The following is a 23036-nucleotide window of genomic DNA, read 5'->3' on the forward strand; positions in this document are numbered from 1 at the left end:
CATCCTCACTCGCAGTTGGACCAGGGCGGCGGCAGGCAGGGGACCTTCTCGCTGACCGACGGCTCGCGCATCGCGGCCGCCAGGTAGCCGCGGAGCACGTTGTCGAGCGCGACCCGGCTGGTGAACGAGTGGGTCTTGTAGTTGGTCATGTTCTGCGACCCGTAGACCAGCGGGCCGATCGCCCGCACGAACTCCGCGGTCCGCGCCGAGTTCCCCTTCACCACCAGGGAGATCTGCGCGATCGTGCCGAGGTCGGAGACCAGGGACTCCCGGTAGTCGGTGATCAGGACCTTGCCCTCGCGCACCAGGTCGGCGAGCGAGGTGATGAAGGCGGCGATCTCCCGCCGCTCCCCCACGAGCGCGTCGCTCACCGTCGCGAAGTCGTCGATCAGCTTGGTCACGGTGCGCTGCCGGCCGTTGACCTGCTTCGCCAGCTTGTGCAGGTTCGCGGCGACCTGGAGCAGCTGCCGGTCCTGCCCCGCCAGCGTGGTGGTGAGGTCGGCGGTCTGCTGCAGGGCCCGGTTGAACGCGGTGCCGTTGCCGGACATGGCCTGCGCCCCGTCGTGCAGCATCTTGTTGGCGTCGGCGAGGTTGAACGACTTCAGCAGGGTGGTGAAGGACTTCAGCGCCTGGTCGACCTCGACCGGGACCTCGGTGCGCTCGACGGGGACGACCGCGTCGTCGCGCAGCCTGGACGTGCCCGGCCGCCACGCGGGCGCGAACGTCAGGGTGCGCTCGCCGATCAGGCTGAGCGGGACGATCGCGGCGCGCGCGTCGGCGGGCAGCGGGACGTCCTCGTCGATCGAGGCGACCACCTTGACCCTGCCGTCCTGCTGCGGGGTGACCGATTCGACCGTCCCGACGCGCATGCCCATCACCTGGACCTGCGACTTGGGGTAGAAGGCGACGGCCTTGGTGAAGTACGCCGTCACCCGGTAGGAGCCCGAGCCCGCGCCCACCGGGAGGGCGGTGCAGCCCGCGGCGAGCGCGCAGGCCGCCAGGACGGCGGCGAGGGGACGCCGCCGGTGGACCGGCCGGTGGATCGAACGGCGGATCAATTGCCACCTCCGGCGACGTCGGGCGGGACCGGGGTGACCGCCGGATGCGGGTAGTTCGGCGGCAGGTAGCTCGGCTGCGGCCCGAGCATGCTGGGCTGGAGGGGGCCGATCCCGGCGATCGAGCCTTCGAGCCAGCGGCCGTTGGAGTTGGTGGTCTGGGTGAGCTGGGTGGCCGCCGGGCCGAGCCACGCGAGGGCGATGTTGAGGTTCCGCAGGCTCTCCGCGCCGCCGAGGTTCCGCAGCACGTAGTGCATGTCGTCGAGCATCGTGCGCAGGTCGGCGCGGTGCTTGGAGATCACCCGGCCGAGGGTGCCGACGGCCCTGGACCCCCGGCCGAGCGCGGTCGCCAGCTCGGCGCGGCGGTGGGCCAGCACGTCCAGCAGCTCCTCGGCCTGCTCCAGGAGGGTGCCGAGCTGCCGGTCCTTGCTCGCGAGCACCGAGGTGAGCCTGCCGCTGCCCGCGATGATCGCCTGCACCTCGGGGGCGCGCTCGTTGAGCGTGGTGGTCAGGGTGTCCAGGTCGGCCAGCATGGCGGCGAGCTCCTTCTGACCGGGCAGCCTGATCCCCGCGGCCTCCTTCAGGATCCGGTCGATCGACTTCGTGTCGAGCCGGGTCACCAGGCCCGTCGAGGAGTTGATCGCCTGGTTGAGCGTGTAGGGGATGCTCGTCCGGTCGAGGGGGACGCGGCGCCGCGACTCCGGCAGGCTGCCCAGGTAGGGCTTGGCGACCGGGCCGGACAGCTTCAGGTACTGCCCGCCGAGCAGGTTCGCCGCCCGCACGTCGGCGCGCGTCTGCGGCCCGAGGTCGATGCCGCCGTGCACCTTCCACTTGATGATCACGTGCCCGCGGCGGAAGTCGGGGCGGACGCTCTCGACCCGTCCGACGCGCACCCCGGCGAGCTGGACGTCGTCCCCGGCCTTGAGCCCGCCCGCGCCGGTGAACACCCCGGTCATCGTGTACCCGCGCTCGCCGAGCCCGAGGGCGCCGTAGGCGTAGGCGAGCAGGAGCGCGACCGCGATCCCCACCACCCCGATCAGGGTGACGCGGGTGGTGCGGTACCCCCGGTAGGTCCGGCCGGCCATCAGCGTTCACCTCCGGCGTTCGCGGCGTTCAGCAGGAACAGCGAGGCCACCTTGGCGAACTCCGCGCGCTGGGCGGCCGTCATCTTCGGCGCGCCGCCCCCGCCGCCCCCGCCCGGGACCTGCGCGGGCGGGAACGGCAGGACGGGGGTGAACGGGCACGGGTCCTGGAGCTCGTTGAGGCTGAGGCACACCATCGCCGAGCGGACGAAGTGGCCGCCGTCCATCACCGACAGCAGCGCCTGCAGCGAGGCGGGCAGCCCGTTGACGACGCCGCTGAGGACCTTCATGTTCGTGCGGGCGATCTCCAGCAGGTCCTTGGTGGAGGTGACGACCTGCCCGAGTTCCCGCGCGCCGCCGCCGACGGCCTGGTCGAGGCGGCCGCTGAACCGGCTCATCCGCACCAGCGCGGTGTCGAGCGTCGTGCCGCTGGACGCGAACGCCTCGGTGAGCGACGACAGGTTGTCGACCACCTCGGCGATCTGCCGGTCCCGGGTGGCGACGGCGCCGGTCACCGTCCGGTAGTCCTTGAGCATCTGGTCGATCGTGGCGCCGCGCGAGCCGAAGGTGTCCAGCAGCAGGCCCAGGTTCTTGATGATCTGGTTGATGTCGCCCTGGTTGCCGTCGAGCGCGACCGAGAACGACCGCAGGATCTGGTTGAGCTGGTCCGGGTCGAGGCTGCCGGTGAGCGGCCCGAGGCTGTTGATCACGGCGCCGAGGTCGACCGTCCCCTTGGTGTGCTTCACCGTGCCCCCGGGCGGCAGCAGCCGGCCGCTCGCACCGGGGTTCAGGTAGAGCTCGCGCGCCCCGATCAGGTCGCGCCACCGGACCTCCGCGACCGAGTCGACCGGCAGCCGGACGCCGTCGCGCACCGAGACCGTGACCCGCGCCCGGCCGCTCGTCACGGCGATGCCGTCGACCCGCCCGACCGTGGCGCCCCGCACCTTCACCAGGTCGCCCTCCTTCAGCCCGGAGACGTCGTCGAAGGTGGCGACCAGCCGGTAGGACGACGCGAAGTCGGTGCCCATGATCTTGACGGCGAGGTAGGCGGTCAGCGCGACCGTGAGGACCGCGAACAGCGCGAAGCGGACGGAGGCCCGCCGGCTCGGCCCGCCGGCGGTGCCGCCGCGGCGCGGCCGGCGCAGGAGGCTGCGAAGGCTCATCATGATCCTCCCCGGCCCGGACGGCCCGGCAGCGGCCCGGGGGCGGGCCTGCACAGCCCGAGGACGGACGTGCAGAGCAGGTCGTCGACGTACAGCTGCACCGATTCGGTGGACAGCACGGTGCCGTGCGGCCCCTTGACCTTCAGCAGCCCGGCCACCTGGTCGAAGAAGGCGCCCGAGGCGGTGATGAACTGCGGGGTCGTGTCGCGGTGGCGGTAGCCGACATCGACGGCCGGGACGACGCTGGAGATGATGGCGCCGGGCGCCCCGGGGTTCGCGCGCAGCAGCGAGGTGATCTCGGTGGACACCCGGCTGGTCCGCTTCAGCGTCGCGTTGAACGCCGCCGGGTCGCTGACCAGGATCGGGTCGATGACGTTGAGCGCGCGGGTCAGCCGGACGACCGCTTCGCCGCTGTCGTCGAGGGTGGCGCTCAGCGCCGCCGTGTTGCCGATCAGCGTCCGCAGGTCGCGGAGGTTCCGCGTCGACACCGACAGCAGCGTGGCGCCGTCGTCGATGGTCTCGGCCAGCTGCGGGCCGCGTCCGTCGAGGCCCTGCGAGAACGTCCGCAGGATGGTCGCGACGTCGTCCGGGTCGATCGCGCTGAGCAGCTCGTGCGCCGGCCCCGCCATGTCGCTCAGCTCCGGCGGGACGCGGGTGCTGGTGACGGTCGACCCGGCGGGCAGGTAGGGGCCGGACACCTCGCCCGTCCCGGGATCCAGCTCGATGAACTTCGGGCCGAAGACCGACAGCGGCTGGATCGCCAGCGTGCCGGACGCCGGCATCCGGACGCCCTTGTCGAGCCGGAGCCGCACCCGGACGGCGCCGCCCGGGTCGAGGGTGACCTTGTCGACCCCGCCGACGTTGATGCCGCGGATCTTCACGTCCGACTGGCCGTCCAGTCCGGGGCCGACCTTGCTGAACACGGCCTCGTAGTAGGTGGCCTCGGGATGGCTCTGCCGGACGCCGAGGTAGCCCGCCAGGGCTCCGGCGGCGATGGCTCCGGCGCCGAGGAGTCCGAACACGCGCCGCGACCGCGGGGACAGATCGCTGTTGTTCATCCGGTCAGGCTCACCGTCCCGCCCTGTCCCCAGAAGATGTAGGAGAGCAGCAGGTTCACCATGATGATCGCCACCATCGACTCGCGGATGGCGCGTCCGGTGGCGATGCCCACGCCCACCGGGCCGCCGGCGGCGGTGAAGCCCCGGTAGCAGTGGATGACCATGATGATGAAGGCGAACACCAGCACCTTGACGACGCTGTAGAACACGTCGATCGGCGGCAGGTAGAGGTGGAAGTAGTAGTCATAGATCCCCGGTGACACCCCGAAGAAGCCGACCGAGATCAGCTTGGTGGCGAAGAAGGCGGCGAACAGCGCGATCAGGTGCAGCGGGACCAGCGCGATCAGCGTCGCGACGACCCGGGTCGCCACCAGGTACGACAGCGAGTTGATCGCCATCGCCTCCAGCGCGTCGATCTCCTCGGAGATCCGCATCGCGCCGATCTCGGCGGTGAAGGCCGCGCCGAGCTGGAAGATCAGTGCGATCCCGGCGATGATCGGGGTGACCTCGCGGACGTTGGCGTAGCTGGCGACCAGGCCGACCAGCGACTGCGCGCCGACCCGCTCCAGGCCCGGCACCGCCTGCAGGCCGACGGTCGTGCCGGTGAAGAACGACATGAAGAAGACGACGAACATCATGCCGAGGCCGACGACGGTGGCGCCGACGCCGGCGACGATGTCGGAGACCTGGCGGAACACCGTCCTGAGGTGCCGGCCGCGCAGGATGTCCACCGCCGTGACGTGCAGCAGCCGGCCGACGAAGATCAGGAAGTCGCTGACGCCCGCGGCGGTGGGGCGCACCTGGATCGCCGCGGCGAGCCGGCGGGTGCGGGGGGAGATGGGCAGCATCGGTCGCACCTTCACGTCCGGGGCGGGAACAGCACGTAGGCGAGGGTGGAGATCACGTAGTTGGCCGCGAACACCAGCAGCGCCGCGATGACGACGGCCTGGTTGACCGCCCGGCCGACCCCGTTCGGCCCGTACGCGCAGTTCATCCCCTTCCAGCAGGCGACCGAGGCGGCGATGAAGCCGAAGATCCATGCCTTGAAGAGCGTGATCATCAGGTCGGACGTCTGGAGCAGCGTGGTCGCGCCGTCGAAGTACGAGCCCGGCGTGACGCCCTGCTGGACGACGTTGAAGTAGTAGCCGCCGACGACACCGGCGAGGATCACGACGGAGCAGAGCATCGCGCCCACCGTGCTGGCCGCCCACAGCCGCGGGGTGACCAGCCGGTGGATCGGGTTGATCGCCATGACCTCCATGGCGTCCAGCTCGTCGCGGATCCGCCGCGCCCCCATGTCGGAGGTCATCGCCGAGCCGCCGGCCCCGGAGATGAGCAGGGCCGCGGCCATCGGCGCCACCTGGGTCACCAGTGCCTGGACGACCGCGGCCCCGGTGCCGGACTGGGCGCCGATCTGCCGGACGATCTGCCCGACCTGGAGCGAGATCGTGCCGCCGAGGGGCAGCGCGATGAGCATGACGGGCAGCGCGGTCACCCGGGAGATGAAGTAGCACTGCTCGATGTACTCGCCCCACCACTGCCGGACGTCCCAGGTCTTGCGGAAGCCCTCGATGGTGGTGATGAACAGGACGCCGGTCTGGTAGACCGCGCCGTCCGCCCGCCGCCACAAGAACTCGCGGCCGGCCGCCGCGCCCCGGCCGGCCCGCGAGCCCGCGGCCCGCGCTCCCTCGCTCGTTCCCGCCATTCAGCGCTCCCGACCACGTCGGACAGTCAGTGTGTGCTACGTCACACCACGGAAGGTCGCGACAGCCTAATCAGTTGATCACGGTGTTGTACACAAGTAAGTGAGTGTTTGTTATCTTTCTGAGGCACGGGCGCGGGCACGGCGGCCCGGTCACCCGATCGTGATCGGCAGGGTCTCCCAGCCGCGGACGGTCGAGGTCGAGGCGAGCCTGGCGCGGTCCCAGTCGACGTCCCACCTGGGGAAGCGCTTGAGCAGCTCCTCCAGGGCGATCCGGCCCTCCAGCCGGGCCAGCGCGGCGCCCAGGCAGAAGTGCACCCCGTGGCCGAAGGTCATCTGCTGGCCGATCGAGCGGTGGATGTCGAACCGGTCGGGGTCGGTGTAGCGCCGCCGGTCGCGGTTCGCCGCGGCGACGATGAACACCATGGAGCTGCCCGCCGGGACCGTCCGGCCGTGGAACTCCACGTCCCGGGTGACGTACCGGGCGATGGCGTGGCCGGTCGGCTCGTAGCGCAGCAGCTCCTCGACGGCGTTCGGGATGAGCGACGGGTCGTCCACGAGCTCCCGGCGCTGGCCGGGGTGCTGGGCCAGCACGGACCCGGTCCAGCCGATGAGCCGTCCCGTCGTCTCGTTCCCGGCGCCGGCGACGACCGTGACGTACATGAGGACCTCGTCGCGGGTGAGCTTGCGCGTCACGCCGTTCTCGTCCTCGAACTCCGCGTTGAGCAGCTCGGTCATCAGGTCGTCGGACGGGTTCTTCGCGCGCCAGTCGATGTACTCGGCGAGCATCTCGTTGCTGAGGACCGCGCCGGCGGACAGGTCCATCTGCCCGCCCTCCTCGGTGCGCAGGAAGTCGTCGACCGTGTCCCGGATGGACGCCTGGTCGCCTTCCGGGATGCCGAGCAGCATGCCGATGACGCGCATCGGCATCTCGGCGCCGACGGCCGCGACGAGGTCGAACCCGTCCGCGCCCGCCAGCGGGTCGAGGACGCCCGCGCAGAACCGGCGGACCTGCGGTTCCAGTGCCGCGATCCGGCGGACGGTGAAGACGCGGGCGAGCAGCCGGCGGTGGATGTCGTGGATCCGGGGGTCCTCCATGATGAGGGTGCCCGGCGGGATCTCCATGCCCGACTTGATGATCTCCAGGATGTTGCCCCGGGACGAGGAGAACGTCTGCCAGTCCGGCAGGCCCCGCTCCATGTCGGCGTACCGGGTCACGGCGTAGAAGTCGTGCTTGTCGTTGTAGTAGAGCGGCGCCTCGTCCAGCAGGCGGTGGTAGATCGGGTAGGGCTGCTCGGAGCAGGCGGGGTCGTAGGGGTCCCAGTAGACGGCGCTGTCGGCGCTCACGGTGCTGTCGGTGCTCACGTACGTCCTCCGGCTCCCGCGGCATGGCGGTGGGGCAAGACCATGCTCCCGATGGGGCATTGATGTATCCGATTTTGAGAGTACCGTTCTCACATTAGAGACGAAGGAGGCCGCATGTGGCAAGTGTCTTGCGGGCAGTGGCCCCTCCCGGTGGCCGCGGCGGACCGCGATCCCATCGCACGCGTCCGGGCCGAGCTGCCCTCTCTCGCCGAGGAGATCCTCGAAGAGTCCGCGCGGACGGTCCCGCTGGTCGCGGCGCTGCTGCGCGGCGACGCCGCGGCCCGCCGGCCCGGCGCCGGCGGGCCGGCGCGGCCCTACCTCGAACGGCTCGCGAACCCGCGCATGTCGCGGAGCGAGGAGGCCGCCCTGTTCCGGTCGCTGGGCGAGGACGCCTGCGCCCAGGGCCTCCCGCTGGACTCGCTCCAGGCCGCCTTCCGCGTCGGCACGCAGATCGCCTGGCGGCGATTCGCCCGCGTCTGCCGCGAGACCGGCGCCTCGTCCGAGCAGCTCTGCCGGCTCACCGAGGCGCTCTTCGCCGCCGTCGACAAGATCAGCTCGGACTTCACGGCCGGCTACGCCGAGCGGGCCGACCGGGACTGCGGCGCGCTGCGGGCCAAGCGGGCGCGCCTGCTGGACGCGCTGCTCTCCGGCCCGACGGCGGAGACCGCCGCCGAGCTGTCCCGGGCCGCGCACTGGCGGCTGCCGCGCGCGGTCGCGTGCGTCGCGCTGGACGGGCCGGCGCGCGCCGCCGACCGGATGGCGCCCGCGCTCGACCCGGACGTCCTCGTCGACCTGCAGCGGCCCGACCCCTGCCTGCTGCTGCCCGACCCCGACGGGCCCGGCCGCCTGGACGTGCTCCGGCGGGCGCTGCGCGGGATCCGGCACGCGGTCGGCCCCGGCGTCCCGCCCCGGGACGCGCAGCTGTCGCGGCGCCTGGCCGACCGCGCCCTCACCCTGCTGCGCGGCGGCCGCCTCGGGGACGTGGAGCACGTCCGCTGCACCGACCACCTCCCGGCCCTGCTGATGGCCGGCGACGAGGACGTCGCGAGGCGGCTCGTCGCCCGCCGCCTCGCCGTCTTCGCCGGCATGCGGCCCGACCAGCGCAGGCGCCTGGAGGGCACGCTGCTCGAATGGCTGGCGACGGGCGGCACGTTCCCGGAGGTCGCCGCGCGCCTGTCGGTCCACCCGCAGACGGTCCGCTACCGCATGCGGCGGCTGGAGGAGCTGTTCGGCGACCGCCTCCAGGACCCCGGCTGGAGGTACGAGACGCTGCTCGCCCTCCAGGCCGACCGGCTGTTCGGCCGGGCCGCGCCCGCGGAGCCGCGCCGCGCGATCGGCTGAGCCGGTGCGGGCCGCCCCCGCCGCCGGCTACCCGGTGCGCACCGGGAGCGAGTCCCAGCCGCGGACCGTGGAGGTCGAGACCAGTCTGGCGGCGCCGGTGTCGACCTCCCACTCGGGGAACCGCTTGAGGACCTCCTCCAGGACGATGCGCCCCTCCAGCCGGGCCAGCGCCGCGCCCAGGCAGAAGTGGATGCCGCGGCCGAACGTGAGGGGCTGGCTGAACTCCCGGTGGATGTCGAACCGGTCGCCGTCCGGGTAGCGCCGGTCGTCGCGGTTGGCCGAGCCCGCGATGAAGAGCATGGCGGCGCCCTCGGGCACCACCCGGCCGTGCACCTCGACGTCCCTCGCCACGTACCGGGCGATGTTGTGCGCGGGCGGCTCGTAGCGGAGCAGCTCCTCGATGGCGGCGGGGACGAGGGAGGGGTCCTCGGCCAGGGCGCGCCGCTGGTCCGGATGGTCGGCCAGCACCTTCCCCGTCCAGCCGATCAGGCGGTTCGTCGTCTCGTTGCCGGCGCCGGCGACGACGTTCACGTAGGTGAGGATCTCCTCGCGGGCCAGCCGGCGGCGCGTCCCCGTCTCGTCCTCGAACTCGGCGTTGAGCAGGTCGGTCATGATGTCGTCGGACGGGTGCCCGGCGCGCCACTCGATGTACTCGGCGAACATCTCCATGTGGGCCATGAAGCCCGAGGGGTCCATGGGCTTGCCGGCCTCGGTGCGGAGGCTGTCGTCGACGCGGTCGCGGATGGCCTCCTGGTCCTGCTCCGGGATCCCGAGCAGCATCCCGATGGTCCGCATCGGCACCTGCGCGCCGAGATCGGCGATGAAGTCGAAGCCGCCGGCGCCGACCAGCGGGTCGAGGCTGCGGGCGCAGAAGTCGCGGATCTTCGGTTCGAGGGCCGTCACCTTCTTCGGCGTGAACACCCCGGACAGCAGCCTGCGGTGGACGGTGTGGATCGGCGGGTCCTCGAAGATGAGCGTGCCCGGCGGGATCTCGATCCCGGCCTTGATCAGTTCGAGGATGCCGCCGCGCCCCGAGATGAAGGTCGCCGGGTCGGTCAGCCCGCGGTCGACGTCCTCGAACCGGCTCACCGCGTAGAAGTCGTGCTCCTCGTTGCGGTAGAGCGGGGCCTCCTCGCGCAGCCGGCGGTACACCGGGTAGGGGTCGGCGTTGACGGCGACGTCGTACGGGTCGAAGTACACGCCGGGCGCGTCGGTGGCGGTCATGCCCGCCCCTTCCCCTGGACGGCGCCCGCCGCCGAGATGAGCGCGCCCGGGGCGGCGCCGGGGACGTCCCGGCCGCCGGAGCGGATCGCCGCCCCGTTGACCCACGTGTGCTCGACGCCCGTGCTGCGCACGACGAGCCGGTCGGCGCCGCCGGGCTGGTCGTGCACCCGCTCGATGGGCGTGGTGCCGACCGTGCGCGGGTCGAAGGCGACCAGGTCGGCGTGGAAGCCCTCGCGCACGAGTCCGCGGCCGGCGATGCGGAACGCCCGGTGCGGGTGGCCGGTCAGCCGCCAGACGGCGTGCTCCAGCGTGATCGCCTTGCGCTCGCGCACCCAGTGCCCGAGCAGGTGGGTGGAGAAGCAGGCGTCGCAGAGCTGGGTGGCGTGCGCGCCCGCGTCGGAGAGGCCGAGCAGCGTGCGGTCGTCGGCGAGCAGCTCGCCGACCTCGTCGTCCCCGTCGTTGTCCAGGACGATCCGGAACCGGGTGGCCATCCCGTCGCTCAGCGCCAGGTCGAGCATCAGGTCGAAGGGCGTCGTGCCCCGGTCGCGCGCCAGCCGGTCGAGCGGAATCCCGATCGCGTCGCGGTGGGCGCCGGTCTCCTCGACGCTGGTCTTCGGCCAGCGGCGGCTCCAGGCGTCCAGGGTCGCCTCGCGGGCGCGGTGGCGCCAGGCCGGGTCGCGGTAGAGGTCCGCGCGCTCGGCGCGGGGGCGGGCCAGGACGTCCTTCCAGGCGTCGATCTCGGCGAGCGGCCCGGGGTCGGCCATGCCGATCTGCATGACGATCGGCCGGCAGGCGATCTGCGGGTAGACCTCGCCGGGCAGCGCGGCGCCGCGCTCCACGGTGCGCAGCGCGGCGCCGGGCTTGTCGGCCCGCGCCACCAGCGCGGTCCAGGTGACCGGGATCCCGGTGCGCACCGCCAGCTCGGAGAACTGGCCGACGAACATGCCGGGGCCGATCGACACCTGCACGATGCCCCTGCCCAGTTCGCCGAGCACGGACGCGATCTCGTAGACCTCCGCGGTCTCGGCGAACCGGCTCGGCACCGGCCGCCCGTAGGCGCCCTGGTGGGCGGGCTGCCGCGAGGTCGAGAAGCCGATGGCGCCGGCCTGGACGGCCTCGCGCACGACGCGCCGCATCGTGTCGATCTCGGCGGCGGTGGCCGGCCGCTCCTCGCCGCCGACCACGAACAGGCGCAGCGGCGAGTGCCCGATGAACGCGCCGGCGTTGAGCCGCTTGGGCCGCCGGTCGATGGCGGCCAGGTACTCGGGGAACGACTCGAAGCACCAGTCGATGCCGGCTTCGAGGGCCTCCATCGACATCCCCTCGACGTTCTCCAGCGTCCGGACGAGGGTCTCGCGGTGGGCCGGGAGCGCCGGCGCGACGCCGAAGCCGCAGTTGCCCATGACGACGCTCGTCACGCCGTGCCAGCTGGAGGGGGTGAGGTCGCCGTCCCAGAGGATCTGCGCGTCGTAGTGGGTGTGGACGTCGATGAAGCCGGGGGCCAGGACCAGCCCGTCCAGATCGACGACCTCGGCGCCCTCGCCGGGCGCGAGCTCGCCGGGCGCGCGGACGGCGGAGATGCGGCCGCCGTCGACGGCGACGTCGGCGGGCCGGGCCGGGCCGCCGGTGCCGTCGATCAGCGAGGCCCGGCGCAGGAGCAGGTCCATCGGCACGTCCTCTCGGCAAGTGAGCCTTCACATACTTTCGCTTAGCGTAGCGGGCGTTCACTTACTTTGCTATCGTGTGGCCCCCCGGAGCCGATCGCGGGAGGCCCGATGGCTGGAGGCGCGGTGGACGGCCGGCTGATGCGCCGGCGCGCGTTCTTCATCGGCGGCGCGTGGGCGCCGCCGGCCGGCGGCGACCTGCTCGCCGTCGTCTCCCCCGCGACGGAGGAGGTCGTCGGCGAGGTCCCGGTCGCCACGGCGGCCGACATCGACCGCGCGGTCGACGCGGCGCGCGCGGCGTTCGACGACGGCCCCTGGCCGCGCATGCCGCCGGCGGAGCGGTCCGAGGTGCTGGCGCGCGCCGCCGGGATCCTGCGCGGACGCGAGGCCGACATCGCCGCGATCACCGTCGAGGAGACCGGCTGCGCGGTCAGCCAGGCGCCGCGGGCCCAGACCGGGATGGTCGCCGCCCTGTTCGACTACTACGCCCGGCTGATCACCGAGTTCGCGTTCGAGCGCGAGGTCGTCGCCGGAGACCGCGCCGGCCTCGTGACGAACGAGCCGGTCGGGGTCGTCGCGGCGATCGTCCCGTGGAACGCCCCGGTCACGCTGGCGGCCTGGAAGGCGGCCCCGGCGCTGGCGGCGGGATGCACCGTGGTCCTCAAGCCGCCGCCCGAGGCTCCGCTGAGCAACTTCGTCCTGGCGGAGGCCCTGGCGGAGGCGGGGGTCCCGCCGGGCGCGCTCAACGTCGTCCCCGGAGGCCGCGAGGCCGGCGAGCACCTCGTGACGCACGCCGGCGTCGACAAGGTCGCGTTCACCGGATCGACGGCGGCCGGCAAGCGGATCATGAGCCTGTGCGGCGAGCGGGTGACGCGGGTCTCCCTCGAACTCGGCGGCAAGTCGGCCGCCGTCGTCCTCGACGACGCCGACGCGGCCGGCCTCATGCCGGGGCTCGTGGCCGGCGCCATGCACCTGTCCGGGCAGGTCTGCGGCGCGCACACCCGCGTCCTGATCCCCCGGTCGCGCTACGCGGAGGCGGTCGAGGCCGCCGCCGCGGCGGCCGCGGCGGTGCCGGTGGGCGACCCGCACGACCCCGCCACCGTCGTCGGGCCGCTCGTCGCCGAACGCCAGCGCGAGCGGGTCCTCGGGTACGTCGGCCTCGCCGTCGCGGACGGCGCCCGGGTGGCGTCCGGAGGCGGACGCCCGCCGCACCTGCCGAAGGGCTGGTACGTCGAGCCGACCGTCCTCGCCGACGTGGACAACTCCATGCGGACGGCCCGCGAGGAGATCTTCGGCCCCGTCCTCTGCCTCATCCCCTACGACGGCGAGGACGACGCCGTCCGCATCGCCAACGACTCGCCGTACGGCCTGTCGGGCGGCGTGTGGACCGGCGATCCGGCCCGGGGCCTGCGGGTCGCCCGGCGCGTCCGGACGGGGAGCGTCGCGATCAACGGCGGCTACCCGCCGTTCCCGCTGGCGCCGTTCGGCGGCTTCAAGGAGTCCGGGCTCGGCCGCGAACTCGGCCCCGAGGGGCTGCGCGGCTACCTCGAACCGCGCAGCATCGGCCTCCCCCCGTCGCTCCGGTCGGCGCGGCCGTGACCGCGCCGTCCTCCCCTCCCGGCCCCCGGTCGGACGAGGCGTTCGTGCCGGCGGCGCTCGAAGGCGTCCACCCGTGCCCGGCGCGCTCCGACTACGTCGAGGTGTGCTTCACGACGCCGGGCGTGCCGTTCAAGTGGTGCTTCCCCGAGCCGCCGCGCTGCCCGGCGGAGCCCGGCGGCCCGCTCGCGCTGACGCTCGGACGCTACGGCGTGCAGGCCCACGAACTCCTGGACGGTGTGCTCGGGCCCGCGCTGCAGAGTTCCGCGGCGCTGCCGATGATCCTCGCCGGGGCGGAGGTCCGCATCGCGCGGAGGCTGCTGTCCTAGGCGGCTACGCCGAGAGGACCTCTTCGCGGACGGCCAGGAACCACGACGCTCGGAACAGGTCGCTTCGTACCGGGCCGGGGAGGTTCTCGCGGAACCACTCGATCCTCGCCCGCAGACCCGCGATGTCGTCGAAGTAGACCTCGTTCACGGCGTCGTACGCCCATTGGCCGGTGGCGCGCGGGACCGGGTGGTTCTGTACGTAGGCGAGCCCCTTGACCTGGTCCGCGATGTTCCGGCCGGAGTGGCCGCGCCAGCGCTCGGAGAACCCGGCGGGCGTCAGCCCTTCGGCGCGCACGGCGACGGCCATGTGCTTCAGCTTCTCGCCGCCGTCCCGCCACCGCCGGTCGAGCCAGGCGGCGCCGCGCATGACGGACTCCTCGGCGACCAGCACCGGGCCGGGGGCGCTGCCGGGGGCGTTGCCGGGGGCGCCGAGCCATTTCTCGAACCGCCGCAGGTGGCCGGCGTCGGTGAACCACTCCACGCCGATCCCGTCATGCCTGGGCTCGGGGCCGGTGAGGCCGGGCAGGGCCGTGGAGACCGCCACCCGGGACGGCCTGACGCCCGGCGGCGCGTCCAGCGCGCCGGCGGCCGCGTCCCGCAGGTCGGCGGCGCCCTCGTCCCCGGTCACGAGCGTGATCCGCTTGATCACGGCACCCCTCCCCCGGCGGTCCCGCGCCAGGCGGCCACGGCGTCCTCCTTGATCGGGCCGTAGCCCTTGATCGACATGGCCGAGGCGGCGGCCCGCACCAGCGCGTCGTACGGCGCGGCCGACGACGGCCGGACGGCCTCGCCGATCAGCCGCTCGTACTCCCCGATGACGGCCCGCTCGGTGCGCCGGTCGGGGTGCAGGCCGAAGACGTCCAGCGGCGTCCCCCGCAGCCGCCTCAGCCGGGCGAGCACGGGGAAGGCGAGCGCGTACGGCCAGGTCAGCGACAGTTTCCGGGTGAGGCCGAACCGGCGCAGGATCGGCGGGTGCAGATGGTAGGCCACCGAGTACGGGCCCTCGATCCCGAGATCGCGCGCGATCCGGCCGTAGTCGGCCTTCCGGTGCAGGCGGGCCACCTCGTACTCGTCCTTGTAGGTGAGGAGCTTGAACCAGGACTCGGCGACCGCGCGGGTGAGCTCCCACCCGTGCCCGGCGTCGTCCCGGGCCGCCGCGCGCTCGACGAGGCCGAGGAACCGCTCCGCCCGCCGGACGTCCTGGTAGTCGATCGCCTGCGCCGCGCGCCGGGCGAGCAGGTCGCGCAGCTCCCCCGGCAGGTCGCGGCGGCCGACCAGCTCCGCCGCCGCCGTGCGCGCGGCCGGTGACGGGTCGAGGACGCCGTCCGCGCGCTCGGCGGCGTCCAGGGCCGCCTCGACGGCGGCGGGGTCGTGCACCGCCCACCGGCCCCACCGGAACGCCTCCCGTCCGGCGGCGGAGGCGGGGCCGCGGCGCCCCATCGCCCGGTCGACGTCGGCCGGTGCGAGCGGCAGGCCGCCGAGCTGGAACGCCGCGCCGAGCAGGACGGTGTTCGCGAGGAGGTGGTCGGCGAACACGGCCTCGGCGATGCGCTTGGCGTCGACGAAGGTGACGCGGTCCTCGCCGGCCGCCTCGGTGACGGCCCGTTCGAGGCTCGGCAGATCGGGCGGGCCGAGGCCGCTCTGCAGCATGGCCGCGGTGGGCGTGACGGCCCGGTCGACCACGGCGGTCGTCCGGCCGGGGCGGATCTTGGCGAGGTGCTGCGCGGCGGCGGCCTGCAGGATGTCGCCGGACAGGTAGAGGTCGGCGCCGCCGCCGTGCACGGCCGCCGAGCCGAGGGCGCCCCTGGTCTCGGCGAGCTGCAGGTGCGAGGCCACGGAGCCGGCCTTCTGGGACAGGCCCGTCTGGTCGATCCCCCCGACCGCCAGCCCGGCGGCCTCGGCGGCGGACGCGATGATGCGGTTGGCGGTGACGACGCCGGTGCCGCCGATCCCGGTGAAGTAGATGCCGTACCGCCCGTCGATCGGCGGCGGCGCGGGATCCGGCGGCGACCCGGGCGGGGGCGACGGACGGTTCCGCGTGCGGACGGACGTCCGGCGCCGGCCGCGGCGCTTCGGGGTGATGGTCACGAACGACGGGCAGTCGCCGTCGAGGCAGCTGTAGTCCCGGTTGCACGACGACTCGTGGATCCGCCGCTTCTCGCCGAACTCGGTGGCGTGCGGCAGCACCGACAGGCAGTTGCTCTTGGCGCCGCAGTCGCCGCATCCCTCGCACACGGCCTCGTTGATGACGACCCGGCGCGGCGGCTCCGCCAGGAGCCCCCGCTTGCGCAGCCTGCGGGCCTCCGCCGCGCACCGCTGGTCGTAGACGATCACCGTGACGCCGGGCACGCGGCGCAGTTCCTCCTGCACCCGCGGGAGCCGGTCCCGGCCGTGCACCCGGACGCCCGGCGCCCACCGCGCCCCGCGTCCGTAGCGCGCGGGGTCCTCGGCGCAGACGACGATCCTGGCGACGCCCTCGGCCGCCAGCGCCCGGGTCAGCGCGGGGACGTCCATCAGCCCGGTGACGTCCTGGCCGCCGGTCATGGCCACGGCCGCGTTGTAGAGGATCTTGAAGGTGATGTCGGTCCCGGCGGCGACGCTCGCCCGGACGGCGAGCGTCCCGGAATGGCTGAGCGTGCCGTCGCCCAGGTTCTGGATGAGGTGCGGGTCGGCGACGAACGGCGCCAGGCCGATCCACGGGACGCCCTCGGCGCCCATCGGGGTCGGCGGGAGGGCCCGCATTCCCGCGTTGCGCGCCTCGAAGTACATGATCCCGTGGCAGCCGACGCCGCCGCCGGCGAGCGCGCCGTCCGGGACGAGCGTGGACCTGTTGTGCGGGCATCCGCTGCAGTAGCCCGGCGCCCGCGCCGGAAGGCCGAGCAGCGGCAGCGGGACGCGCGCCGCCCGGCGCGGGGTGAGCGCGGGCATGACGCGGCCGAGGATCGCGGCCACGGCCGCGGGGTCGAGTTCGCCGACCGACGACGCGAGGGTCTTCCCGGCGCGGCGCTTGCCGGAGACGGGCGTCCCGCTTCCGGCCTCGTGCAGGATGCCGCGCAGGCGGTTCTCGATGAACGGCCGCTTCTCCTCGATGACGACCAGTTCGTCCACCGAGTCGGCGAACTCCAGGACCGTCTCCTCCACCAGCGGATACGTCATGCCGAGCTTGAGGATCCGCACGCCCGCGCCGGCCAGGCCGGCGAGGGGCACGCCGAGGTCGGCGAATGCCTGGACGACGTCGAGGTAGGTCTTGCCCGCGCACACCACGCCGAGGCCCGCCCCCGGGTCCGCGCCCACCACCCGGTCGAGCCCGTTGTGGCGCGCGTACGCGCGGGCGGCCCGGAGCCGGTGCTCCACCACGAGCGCCTCCTGGTCGGGCACGGCGTGCGGGCCGATCCTCGCGAGCGGCCGATGCCGCCACGGCCGCCCGTCGACGACGACGCCGTCCGGCTCGCGCGGGGCGTGCCGGGCGGGATCGAGGTCGACCGCGCCGATGCCGTCGGCGACCGCGGTGACGATCTTCAGGGCGGCCCACGCCCCGCAGTACCGGGAGAGCCGGAAGGCGTGCACGCCGAGGTCGAGGACGTCCTGCTGGTCGGCGGGGAACAGCACGGGGACGCAGGCGTCCTCGAACGCGTGGTGGCTGTCGGAGGCGAGCGTGGACGACTTGGACGCCGGGTCGTCGCCGCAGAACATGACGACGCCGCCGTTGGGGCCGGCGCCCATCGCGTTCGCGTGCTTCAGCGCGTCCCCGCTGCGGTCGAGTCCCGGGGCCTTGCCGTACCAGGCGCCCGCGACGCCGTCGACGCCGTCGTACTCGACGGCCGCGCCCATCTGGCTGCCCCAGACGGCCACGGCGGCGAGTTCCTCGTTGAGCCCGGGGCGGTGGACGATCCGGTGCGCGGCGAGCGCGTCGCCGCCCAGGCCCTCCAAGGCCAGGTCGAAGGCGCCGAGCGGCGAGCCGGGGTAGCCGGAGACCATCGTGGCGGTGGTCAGGCCGTCCCGCTCGTCCAGCCGCTGCCGCAGGAGCAGCAGGCGCGCGAGCGTGTCGACCCCGGACAGGATCTCGCCCGCCCCGGGCTCAACGAGGAACTCGCGGGACGCGTCGGTCACGGGTAGACCCCGGGGTTGACGTGGGCGAACTTCCCGTCCTTGATGACGGCCCGCCGCAGGTCGGGCCGTTGCAGGACGGTCACGTCCGCGGCCGGGTCGCCGTCCACGACGACCAGGTCGGCGAGGAACCCCTCCCGGACCTGCCCGATGTCCAGCCCGGCGACGTGCCCCATGTTGCGGGTGGCCGTGTGGAGCGCCTCGACCGGCGCCATGTCCACCAGTTCGACGTACCGCTGCATTTCGGCGGCGTAGGTGCCGTGGCGCGTCCACTGGTGGCCGAAGTCGCCGCCGGACAGCAGCCGGATGCCGGCCGCCCTCAGCTTGTGCAGCCCGTCCACCTGGGAGCGGAACTCGTCGTGGTAGCCCGACGCCTCGATCCGCTCGGGCGTCATGCCCCACGGCTCGGCGTGCCCGCTCACCATCGCGTAGAGGTAGTGCAGACCGGGGCACACCCAGACGTCGTCGCGCCGGGCCTCCAGCGCGGCGAACGCCTCGTCGTCGAGGAAGCACGCGTGGTGGATGATCCGGACGCCGGTGCGCGCGGCCATCGCGACGCTCGCCGAGCCGCGCGCGTGGACGGTGACGAACGCACCGTGCCGGTCGGCCTCCGCGACGGCGGCGAGCAGCATCTCGTCGTTCATGTAGACGTCCTCGGACGGGTGCTCGGGCACGACGCCGTCCCCGGAGATGAAGAGCTTGAGCGACCGCACGCCCAGGTCGCACTGGCGGGCGACGATCTCCCTGAGCCGCCGGGCGTCCGCGGCGACCTCCATCAGCTCGCCCTCGGACCCGAGCCCGCCCACCCCGGCGATCATCGGTCCGCCGGGCACGATGCGCGGGCCCGGGATCAGGCCCCGGTCGATCCCGTCCTTGGCGAGCAGGTCGTCGAGCGGCTGGGTGGTGCCCGCGCCGATGATGAAGGTGTAGCCGCTCTCCAGGAACGTCCGGACCACGGCGGCGACGTCGAGCATGTGGGCGCCGGGCGGCGCCGCCGCGACGCCCGCGTGGTCGAACACGAAGTCCAGCGGCCAGCTGATGTGGGTGTGCGCGTCGCCGAGGCCGGGCAGCACGGTCGCGCCGCGCAGGTCGGCCACCCGGACCGACGCCGGGTCCACCTCCAGCCGGCCCGGCGCGACGCGGGCGATGCGGTCGCCCTCGATGAGGACGTCGCCGTCGAAGGGCCGCTCCGCCGGATCGCCGGAGCAGGTCAGCACGCGTGCGTTCGTCAGAAGCGTCCGCTCGGCCATGGGCCGGCCTCCTCTTCGGGTCGGCCCGGGGTCAGCCGCCGAGGCGGGGGCCGGGCGTGAACGTGATCGGCAGGGTGAGCGGCGAGCGGGTCAGGCCGCGGTGGTACTCGATCGCCGCGCCGTCCCGCAGCCGGAGGTCCCGCAGCCGCGGCAGCAGTTCCTCCAGCGCCACCCGCAGGTTGAGGCGGGCGAGGTTGGAGCCCGCGCAGCGGTGCGGCCCGGCGCCGAAGCTGAGGTGCCGGTTGCGCTCGCGGCCGAGGACGACGGAGTCGGGGTCGGCGAACTCGGCGGCGTCCCGGTTCGCCGAGGCCCAGTGGATCAGCACCTTGTCGCCGCGCTTGATCTCGCGGCCGCCGAGTTCGGCGTCGCGCACCGCGGTGCGGCCGACGGAGACGAACGGGGGGTCGATCCGCAGCAGCTCCGGCACGGCGCCCGGGATCAGCTCCGGCCGCGCGCGCAGCAGGTCGGGGATCTCCGGACGGCGGCAGAACCGCTCGACCATCAGCCCGAGCGCCCCGGCCGTGGTCTCCAGCCCGCCGAGGATCAGCAGCTGCACGGTGCCGATGACCTCGTCCTCGGTGATGGGGCGGCCGTCGATCTCGGCGTCCAGGACGGCGTCGACGACGTCGCCGCGCGGCGGCTCGGCGCGCCGGCGCGCCGTGAACTCCTTGATCCACGCGTACAGGCCGAGCCAGCACTCGCGCTGCTCGGGATCGTCGGGGACCGACGACTTCGACGCCAGGTAGGCGACCTTCTCCAGGTCCTCGGCGGGCGCGTTCAGCGCCAGCTCGAAGAACGCCAGGCTGGGCAGCGGGCGGGCGAAGCCGTCCATGAACTCGCACTCGCCGTCCGCGACGAAGCCGTCGATGAGCCGGTTCACGAGGTCGCGGGTCGCCCGCTCCCAGCGCGCGACGGCGGCGGGGGTGAAGTGCGGGTTGACCAGGCGCTTGTAGACGCGCTGCTCCGGCGGGTCGGCCTCGACCGGCAGGTTGCGGACGACGCCCTTGCGCCCGGTGATCGCCAGGCCGTGCGCGGAGCTGTAGACCTCCCAGTCCTGGGCGACCCGGAGGGCCTCCTCGTACGTCGAGACCACCCAGAAGCCGCCGTGCTCGTCGCTGCGGCCGACGGGGCACAGCTCGCGCATCCGGGCCATCGTCGCCGGCATGGTGGCGGCCAGGTCGGGCGACAGGTGGTCGAAGTGCCGCAGGCACCAGTCGTCGGGCAGGGCGCCGCTCTCCGGCGTGCTCGCGTCCATCGCTCCCCCCGCATACAAGGTGAGTGTTTACTTTTTAGTGTAGTGAGTGAACGCTCTTTTATATAGAGGCCCGCGTCGTTACAGTGACGGGCATGTCGACACTCCCCCGCGCCGGAGCGCCGGCGCCCTCCTTCCTCGCCGGACGGCCCGGCGAGCTGCTCATCGGCGGGCGGTGGGCCGCGGCGGCGTCCGGCCGGACCTTCCCGAGCGTCAACCCGTCGACCGGCGAGGTCATCGCCGAACTCGCGGCGGGCGGCGCCGAGGACGCCGACCGGGCGGTCCGCGCGGCGCGGGCGGCGCTGGAGGGGCCGTGGGGGCGGATGGCCCCGCGGGAGCGCCAGACCCTGCTCTGGCGGCTCGCGGACGCGGTGGAGGAGCACTACGACGAGCTGCACCTGCTGGAAGTGCTCGACATGGGCCTCCCGGTCGGGCGTCCCCGGTCCGGCCGGACGCCCCCGTGGGAGGCCGAGGTGCTGCGCTACTTCGCCGGCTGGGCCACGAAGATCCACGGCGAGACCATCCCGAACTCGGTCCCGGGACGGGTGCTGAGCTACACCCTCCGGGAGCCGGTCGGCGTCGTCGCCGCGATCGTCCCGTGGAACCGGCCGGTCAACAACGCGGTCTGGAAGATCGCGCCGGCGCTCGCCACCGGCTGCACGATGGTGCTCAAGCCCGCCGAGGAGGCGGGCCTCGCCGCGCTCCGCATCGGCGAGCTGGCGACCGGGATCGGCCTTCCGGACGGCGTCCTGAACATCGTGACCGGCTTCGGCGAGGCCGGCGCGGCGCTGGCCGAGCACGGCGGCGTCGACAAGGTGGCGTTCACCGGGTCGACCGAGGTGGGGCAGAAGATCGTCCGCGCCTCGGCGGGCAACCTGAAGCGGCTCTCGCTCGAACTCGGCGGCAAGTCCCCCGACATCGTGTTCGCCGACGCCGACCTCGCGCGCGCGATCCCCGGCGCGGCCATGGGCGTGTTCATGTTCTCCGGCCAGGTGTGCTGCGCCGGCACCCGCGTCTATGTGGAGCGCCCCGTCTACGACGAGTTCGTCGAGGGCGTCTCGGCGTTCGCGGACGGGCTGAAGGTCGGCGACAGCCTGGACCCGGAGACGAGGATCGGGCCCGTGGTGTCGGCCGAGCAGCTGGCGCGCGTCACCGGGTACCTCGACGTGGCCGGGGAGGAGGGCGCGCGCACCGCCGCCGGGGGCGGGCGCGTCGAGACCGGAGACCTCGCCAAGGGCTACTTCGTGGCGCCCACCGTCCTCACGGACGTGCGGGACGACATGCGGGTCGCCCGGGAGGAGATCTTCGGCCCGGTCGCGTGCGTGCTGCCGTTCGACACCGCCGAGGAGGTCGCCGTCCGGGCCAACGACACGTCCTACGGGCTCGCCGGCGGCGTCTGGACGCGGGACGTCGGCACGGCGCACCGGCTGGCGGGCGAGCTGCGGGCCGGGACGGTGTGGGTCAACTCGATGCTGCTCATGGACCCCGCGGTCCCGTTCGGCGGCTACCGGATGAGCGGGTACGGCCGCGAGATGGGCGAGCGGGCGCTCGACGAGTACCTGAACGTCAAGTCGGTGTGGATCGACACCGGCTGACGCCGGCCGCGGTCCCGGGCGTGGCGCCGTCACTCCGACCGGCGCTCCCGGGAGGCCCGGAGGGCCGCGGCGAACCCCCGGTGCAGGTGCTGGGGCGCCGGCTCGTTGCGCCCGAACACGACCGTGTCCAGCAGGCCGCTCCGGACGCCGGGCTCGGTCCGGCCCGCGACCCAGAAGTCCTCGCCGTCGACGACGGTCTCGCAGATCCACGGCGCCATCTCCACGACCTTCGCGCGCTCCTCCCCGCTCAGGCCGGGGCGCAGGTACGCGGTGTGCACGACCTCGGACGTCCGCGCGTCCACCGGGAGGATCTGCCACAGCTCGATGTGCCGGCCGTCCAGCGTCAGGCTGGTGTTGGGGAAGAGCGCGTACTGGTAGCTGAAGTGCCTGCCGACGTCGCGCCAGTCCTCTTCCGGCACGTCCCGCAGCTCGTCGATCGAGCGCAGCGCCGAGCAGTTGCGCAGGTGCGGCCCGAACGGGTCGAAGGTCAGCACGCCGCCGTGGGCGTAGGTCGCCAGCGTCCGCCGGTGCAGGACGTTGAAGTGGTAGTTCTCCCGGAACGTGTCCAGCGTGACCTTCCAGTTCGCGGCGACCGGGTGGACGTGCGGGTCGCCGTGCGGCTCCCAGTCCGCGAAGCCGAACATGGACAGCTCGTCCGCGAGCCCCGGGCCCAGGTAGCCGTCGACGTCCGGGACGGGCCCCGGCCGGAGCCGGCCGATGATCAGCCCGTGGCCCTCCGCGACCGGCAGCTCGACCAGGCCCTTGTCCTCCCGGCGCATCCCCTCGAAGGCCTCGCCGAACGGGATCCGGTCGAGCCGGCCGGCGAGGTCGTAGGTCCAGGCGTGGAAGGGGCAGCTGAGCCGCTTGGCCTTCCCCGCGCCGTCGGCGACCCGGACGCCGCGGTGCCGGCAGGCGTTCGCCATCGCGCGCACCCGCCCCCCGGCGTCCCGGGTCAGCAGGATCGGGACGCCGCACAGGTCGACGGTCCGGTAGGTCTCCGGCCCCGGCAGCGCTCCCGACAGGCAGAGGACCAGCGGCTGGTCGCGGAACAGGACCTCGACCTCCTCCGCGTGGCTCTCGTCCGAGTAGCCGCCGGTCGGCAGCTCCAGCACGGCGTCGGCGAGGTCGGTCGTGCGGTGCTCGATGTGGTCGAGCAACCGCCGGGCGAGGCTGCGGTCCAGGGCTTCCTTGTCCACGGCTGGCTCCGGAGATCCATGTGAGTGAATGCTTGCTCTACTCGTGATGAGAACCGT

General features: G+C 73.6%; 18 protein-coding genes. 4 read left to right on the forward strand and 14 right to left on the reverse strand.

All coding sequences use genetic code 11. The features are described from left to right. Positions 1-5: 5 nt before the first annotated feature. From ACA511_RS26640 to ACA511_RS26670, 7 genes are all read right to left on the reverse strand, one after another. Positions 6-1058, reverse strand: a complete 1053-nt coding sequence (locus tag ACA511_RS26640; RefSeq protein ID WP_375027337.1) for an MCE family protein — start codon at positions 1056-1058, stop codon at positions 6-8. Further along, entirely contained in the window at positions 1055-2140 is a 1086-nt protein-coding gene (locus ACA511_RS26645; protein ID WP_375027338.1) for an MCE family protein, read from the reverse strand. Before ACA511_RS26645 ends, ACA511_RS26640 begins: the two co-directional genes overlap by 4 nt. Next, the gene (locus tag ACA511_RS26650) at positions 2140-3300 is read right to left on the reverse strand and encodes an MCE family protein (protein WP_375027339.1); all 1161 of its coding nucleotides are present in this window, start codon (positions 3298-3300) and stop codon (positions 2140-2142) included. The genes ACA511_RS26645 and ACA511_RS26650 overlap by 1 nt, the downstream gene beginning before the upstream one ends. Then, entirely contained in the window at positions 3300-4358 is a 1059-nt protein-coding gene (locus tag ACA511_RS26655) for an MCE family protein (RefSeq protein WP_375027340.1), read from the reverse strand. The genes ACA511_RS26650 and ACA511_RS26655 overlap by 1 nt, the downstream gene beginning before the upstream one ends. Then, positions 4355-5206: an ABC transporter permease gene (locus tag ACA511_RS26660; protein WP_375027341.1), complete on the reverse strand. Its 852-nt coding sequence runs from the start codon at positions 5204-5206 to the stop codon at positions 4355-4357. The genes ACA511_RS26655 and ACA511_RS26660 overlap by 4 nt, the downstream gene beginning before the upstream one ends. Before the next feature lie 11 nt (positions 5207-5217). Next, positions 5218-6063: an MlaE family ABC transporter permease gene (locus tag ACA511_RS26665; RefSeq protein WP_375027342.1), complete on the reverse strand. Its 846-nt coding sequence runs from the start codon at positions 6061-6063 to the stop codon at positions 5218-5220. Between the two features lie 150 nt (positions 6064-6213). Then, on the reverse strand, positions 6214-7425 hold the full coding sequence (locus ACA511_RS26670) for a cytochrome P450 (RefSeq protein ID WP_375027343.1): 1212 nt from the start codon (positions 7423-7425) through the stop codon (positions 6214-6216). 114 nt (positions 7426-7539) lie between these two features. Here ACA511_RS26670 and ACA511_RS26675 point away from each other — a divergent pair, with 114 nt between their 5' ends. Then, entirely contained in the window at positions 7540-8766 is a 1227-nt protein-coding gene (locus tag ACA511_RS26675; protein ID WP_375027344.1) for a PucR family transcriptional regulator, read from the forward strand. A gap of 27 nt (positions 8767-8793) precedes the next feature. Here the strand turns inward: ACA511_RS26675 and ACA511_RS26680 are convergent, their stop codons facing one another. Both ACA511_RS26680 and ACA511_RS26685 read right to left on the reverse strand, forming a co-directional pair. Continuing rightward, on the reverse strand, positions 8794-9990 hold the full coding sequence (locus ACA511_RS26680; protein WP_375027345.1) for a cytochrome P450: 1197 nt from the start codon (positions 9988-9990) through the stop codon (positions 8794-8796). After that, on the reverse strand, positions 9987-11657 hold the full coding sequence (locus ACA511_RS26685; protein WP_375027346.1) for an amidohydrolase family protein: 1671 nt from the start codon (positions 11655-11657) through the stop codon (positions 9987-9989). The genes ACA511_RS26680 and ACA511_RS26685 overlap by 4 nt, the downstream gene beginning before the upstream one ends. A 108-nt stretch (positions 11658-11765) precedes the next feature. Between ACA511_RS26685 and ACA511_RS26690 the strand changes: the two genes are divergently transcribed. Next, a complete protein-coding gene (locus ACA511_RS26690) occupies positions 11766-13253 on the forward strand; it encodes an aldehyde dehydrogenase (protein WP_375027347.1) in 1488 nt (495 codons plus the stop codon). Next, positions 13250-13579 (forward strand): hypothetical protein, encoded by a 330-nt coding sequence (locus tag ACA511_RS26695; protein ID WP_375027348.1) that lies wholly within the window; start codon positions 13250-13252, stop codon positions 13577-13579. Before ACA511_RS26690 ends, ACA511_RS26695 begins: the two co-directional genes overlap by 4 nt. Positions 13580-13583: 4 nt before the next feature. On the opposite strand, the gene ACA511_RS26700 is transcribed toward ACA511_RS26695, so the two are convergent. From ACA511_RS26700 to ACA511_RS26715, 4 genes are read right to left on the reverse strand one after another with little or no spacing between them, the layout of a single operon-like run. Then, positions 13584-14228, reverse strand: a complete 645-nt coding sequence (locus ACA511_RS26700) for a hypothetical protein (protein ID WP_375027349.1) — start codon at positions 14226-14228, stop codon at positions 13584-13586. Further along, positions 14225-17689, reverse strand: a complete 3465-nt coding sequence (locus ACA511_RS26705; RefSeq protein ID WP_375027350.1) for an indolepyruvate ferredoxin oxidoreductase family protein — start codon at positions 17687-17689, stop codon at positions 14225-14227. The genes ACA511_RS26700 and ACA511_RS26705 overlap by 4 nt, the downstream gene beginning before the upstream one ends. Beyond that, positions 17686-18936 carry an amidohydrolase family protein gene (locus ACA511_RS26710; protein ID WP_375027351.1) on the reverse strand — a complete coding sequence of 417 codons (1251 nt, stop codon included), beginning with the start codon at positions 18934-18936 and terminating at the stop codon, positions 17686-17688. The genes ACA511_RS26705 and ACA511_RS26710 overlap by 4 nt, the downstream gene beginning before the upstream one ends. Positions 18937-18967: 31 nt before the next feature. Continuing rightward, positions 18968-20191, reverse strand: coding sequence for a cytochrome P450 (locus ACA511_RS26715; RefSeq protein WP_375027352.1), 1224 nt, complete (start codon positions 20189-20191; stop codon positions 18968-18970). 92 nt (positions 20192-20283) lie between these two features. On the opposite strand from ACA511_RS26715, the gene ACA511_RS26720 reads away from it, so the two are divergent. Next, positions 20284-21783 carry an aldehyde dehydrogenase family protein gene (locus ACA511_RS26720; RefSeq protein ID WP_375027353.1) on the forward strand — a complete coding sequence of 500 codons (1500 nt, stop codon included), beginning with the start codon at positions 20284-20286 and terminating at the stop codon, positions 21781-21783. A 29-nt stretch (positions 21784-21812) separates the two neighbouring features. On the opposite strand, the gene ACA511_RS26725 is transcribed toward ACA511_RS26720, so the two are convergent. Then, complete coding sequence (locus ACA511_RS26725; protein ID WP_375027354.1) at positions 21813-22979, reverse strand: aromatic ring-hydroxylating dioxygenase subunit alpha; 1167 nt, start codon at positions 22977-22979, stop codon at positions 21813-21815. Positions 22980-23036 lie beyond the last annotated feature (57 nt).

It is taken from the genome of Actinomadura sp. GTD37, from assembly GCF_041951365.1.
Classification (GTDB): domain Bacteria; phylum Actinomycetota; class Actinomycetes; order Streptosporangiales; family Streptosporangiaceae; genus Spirillospora.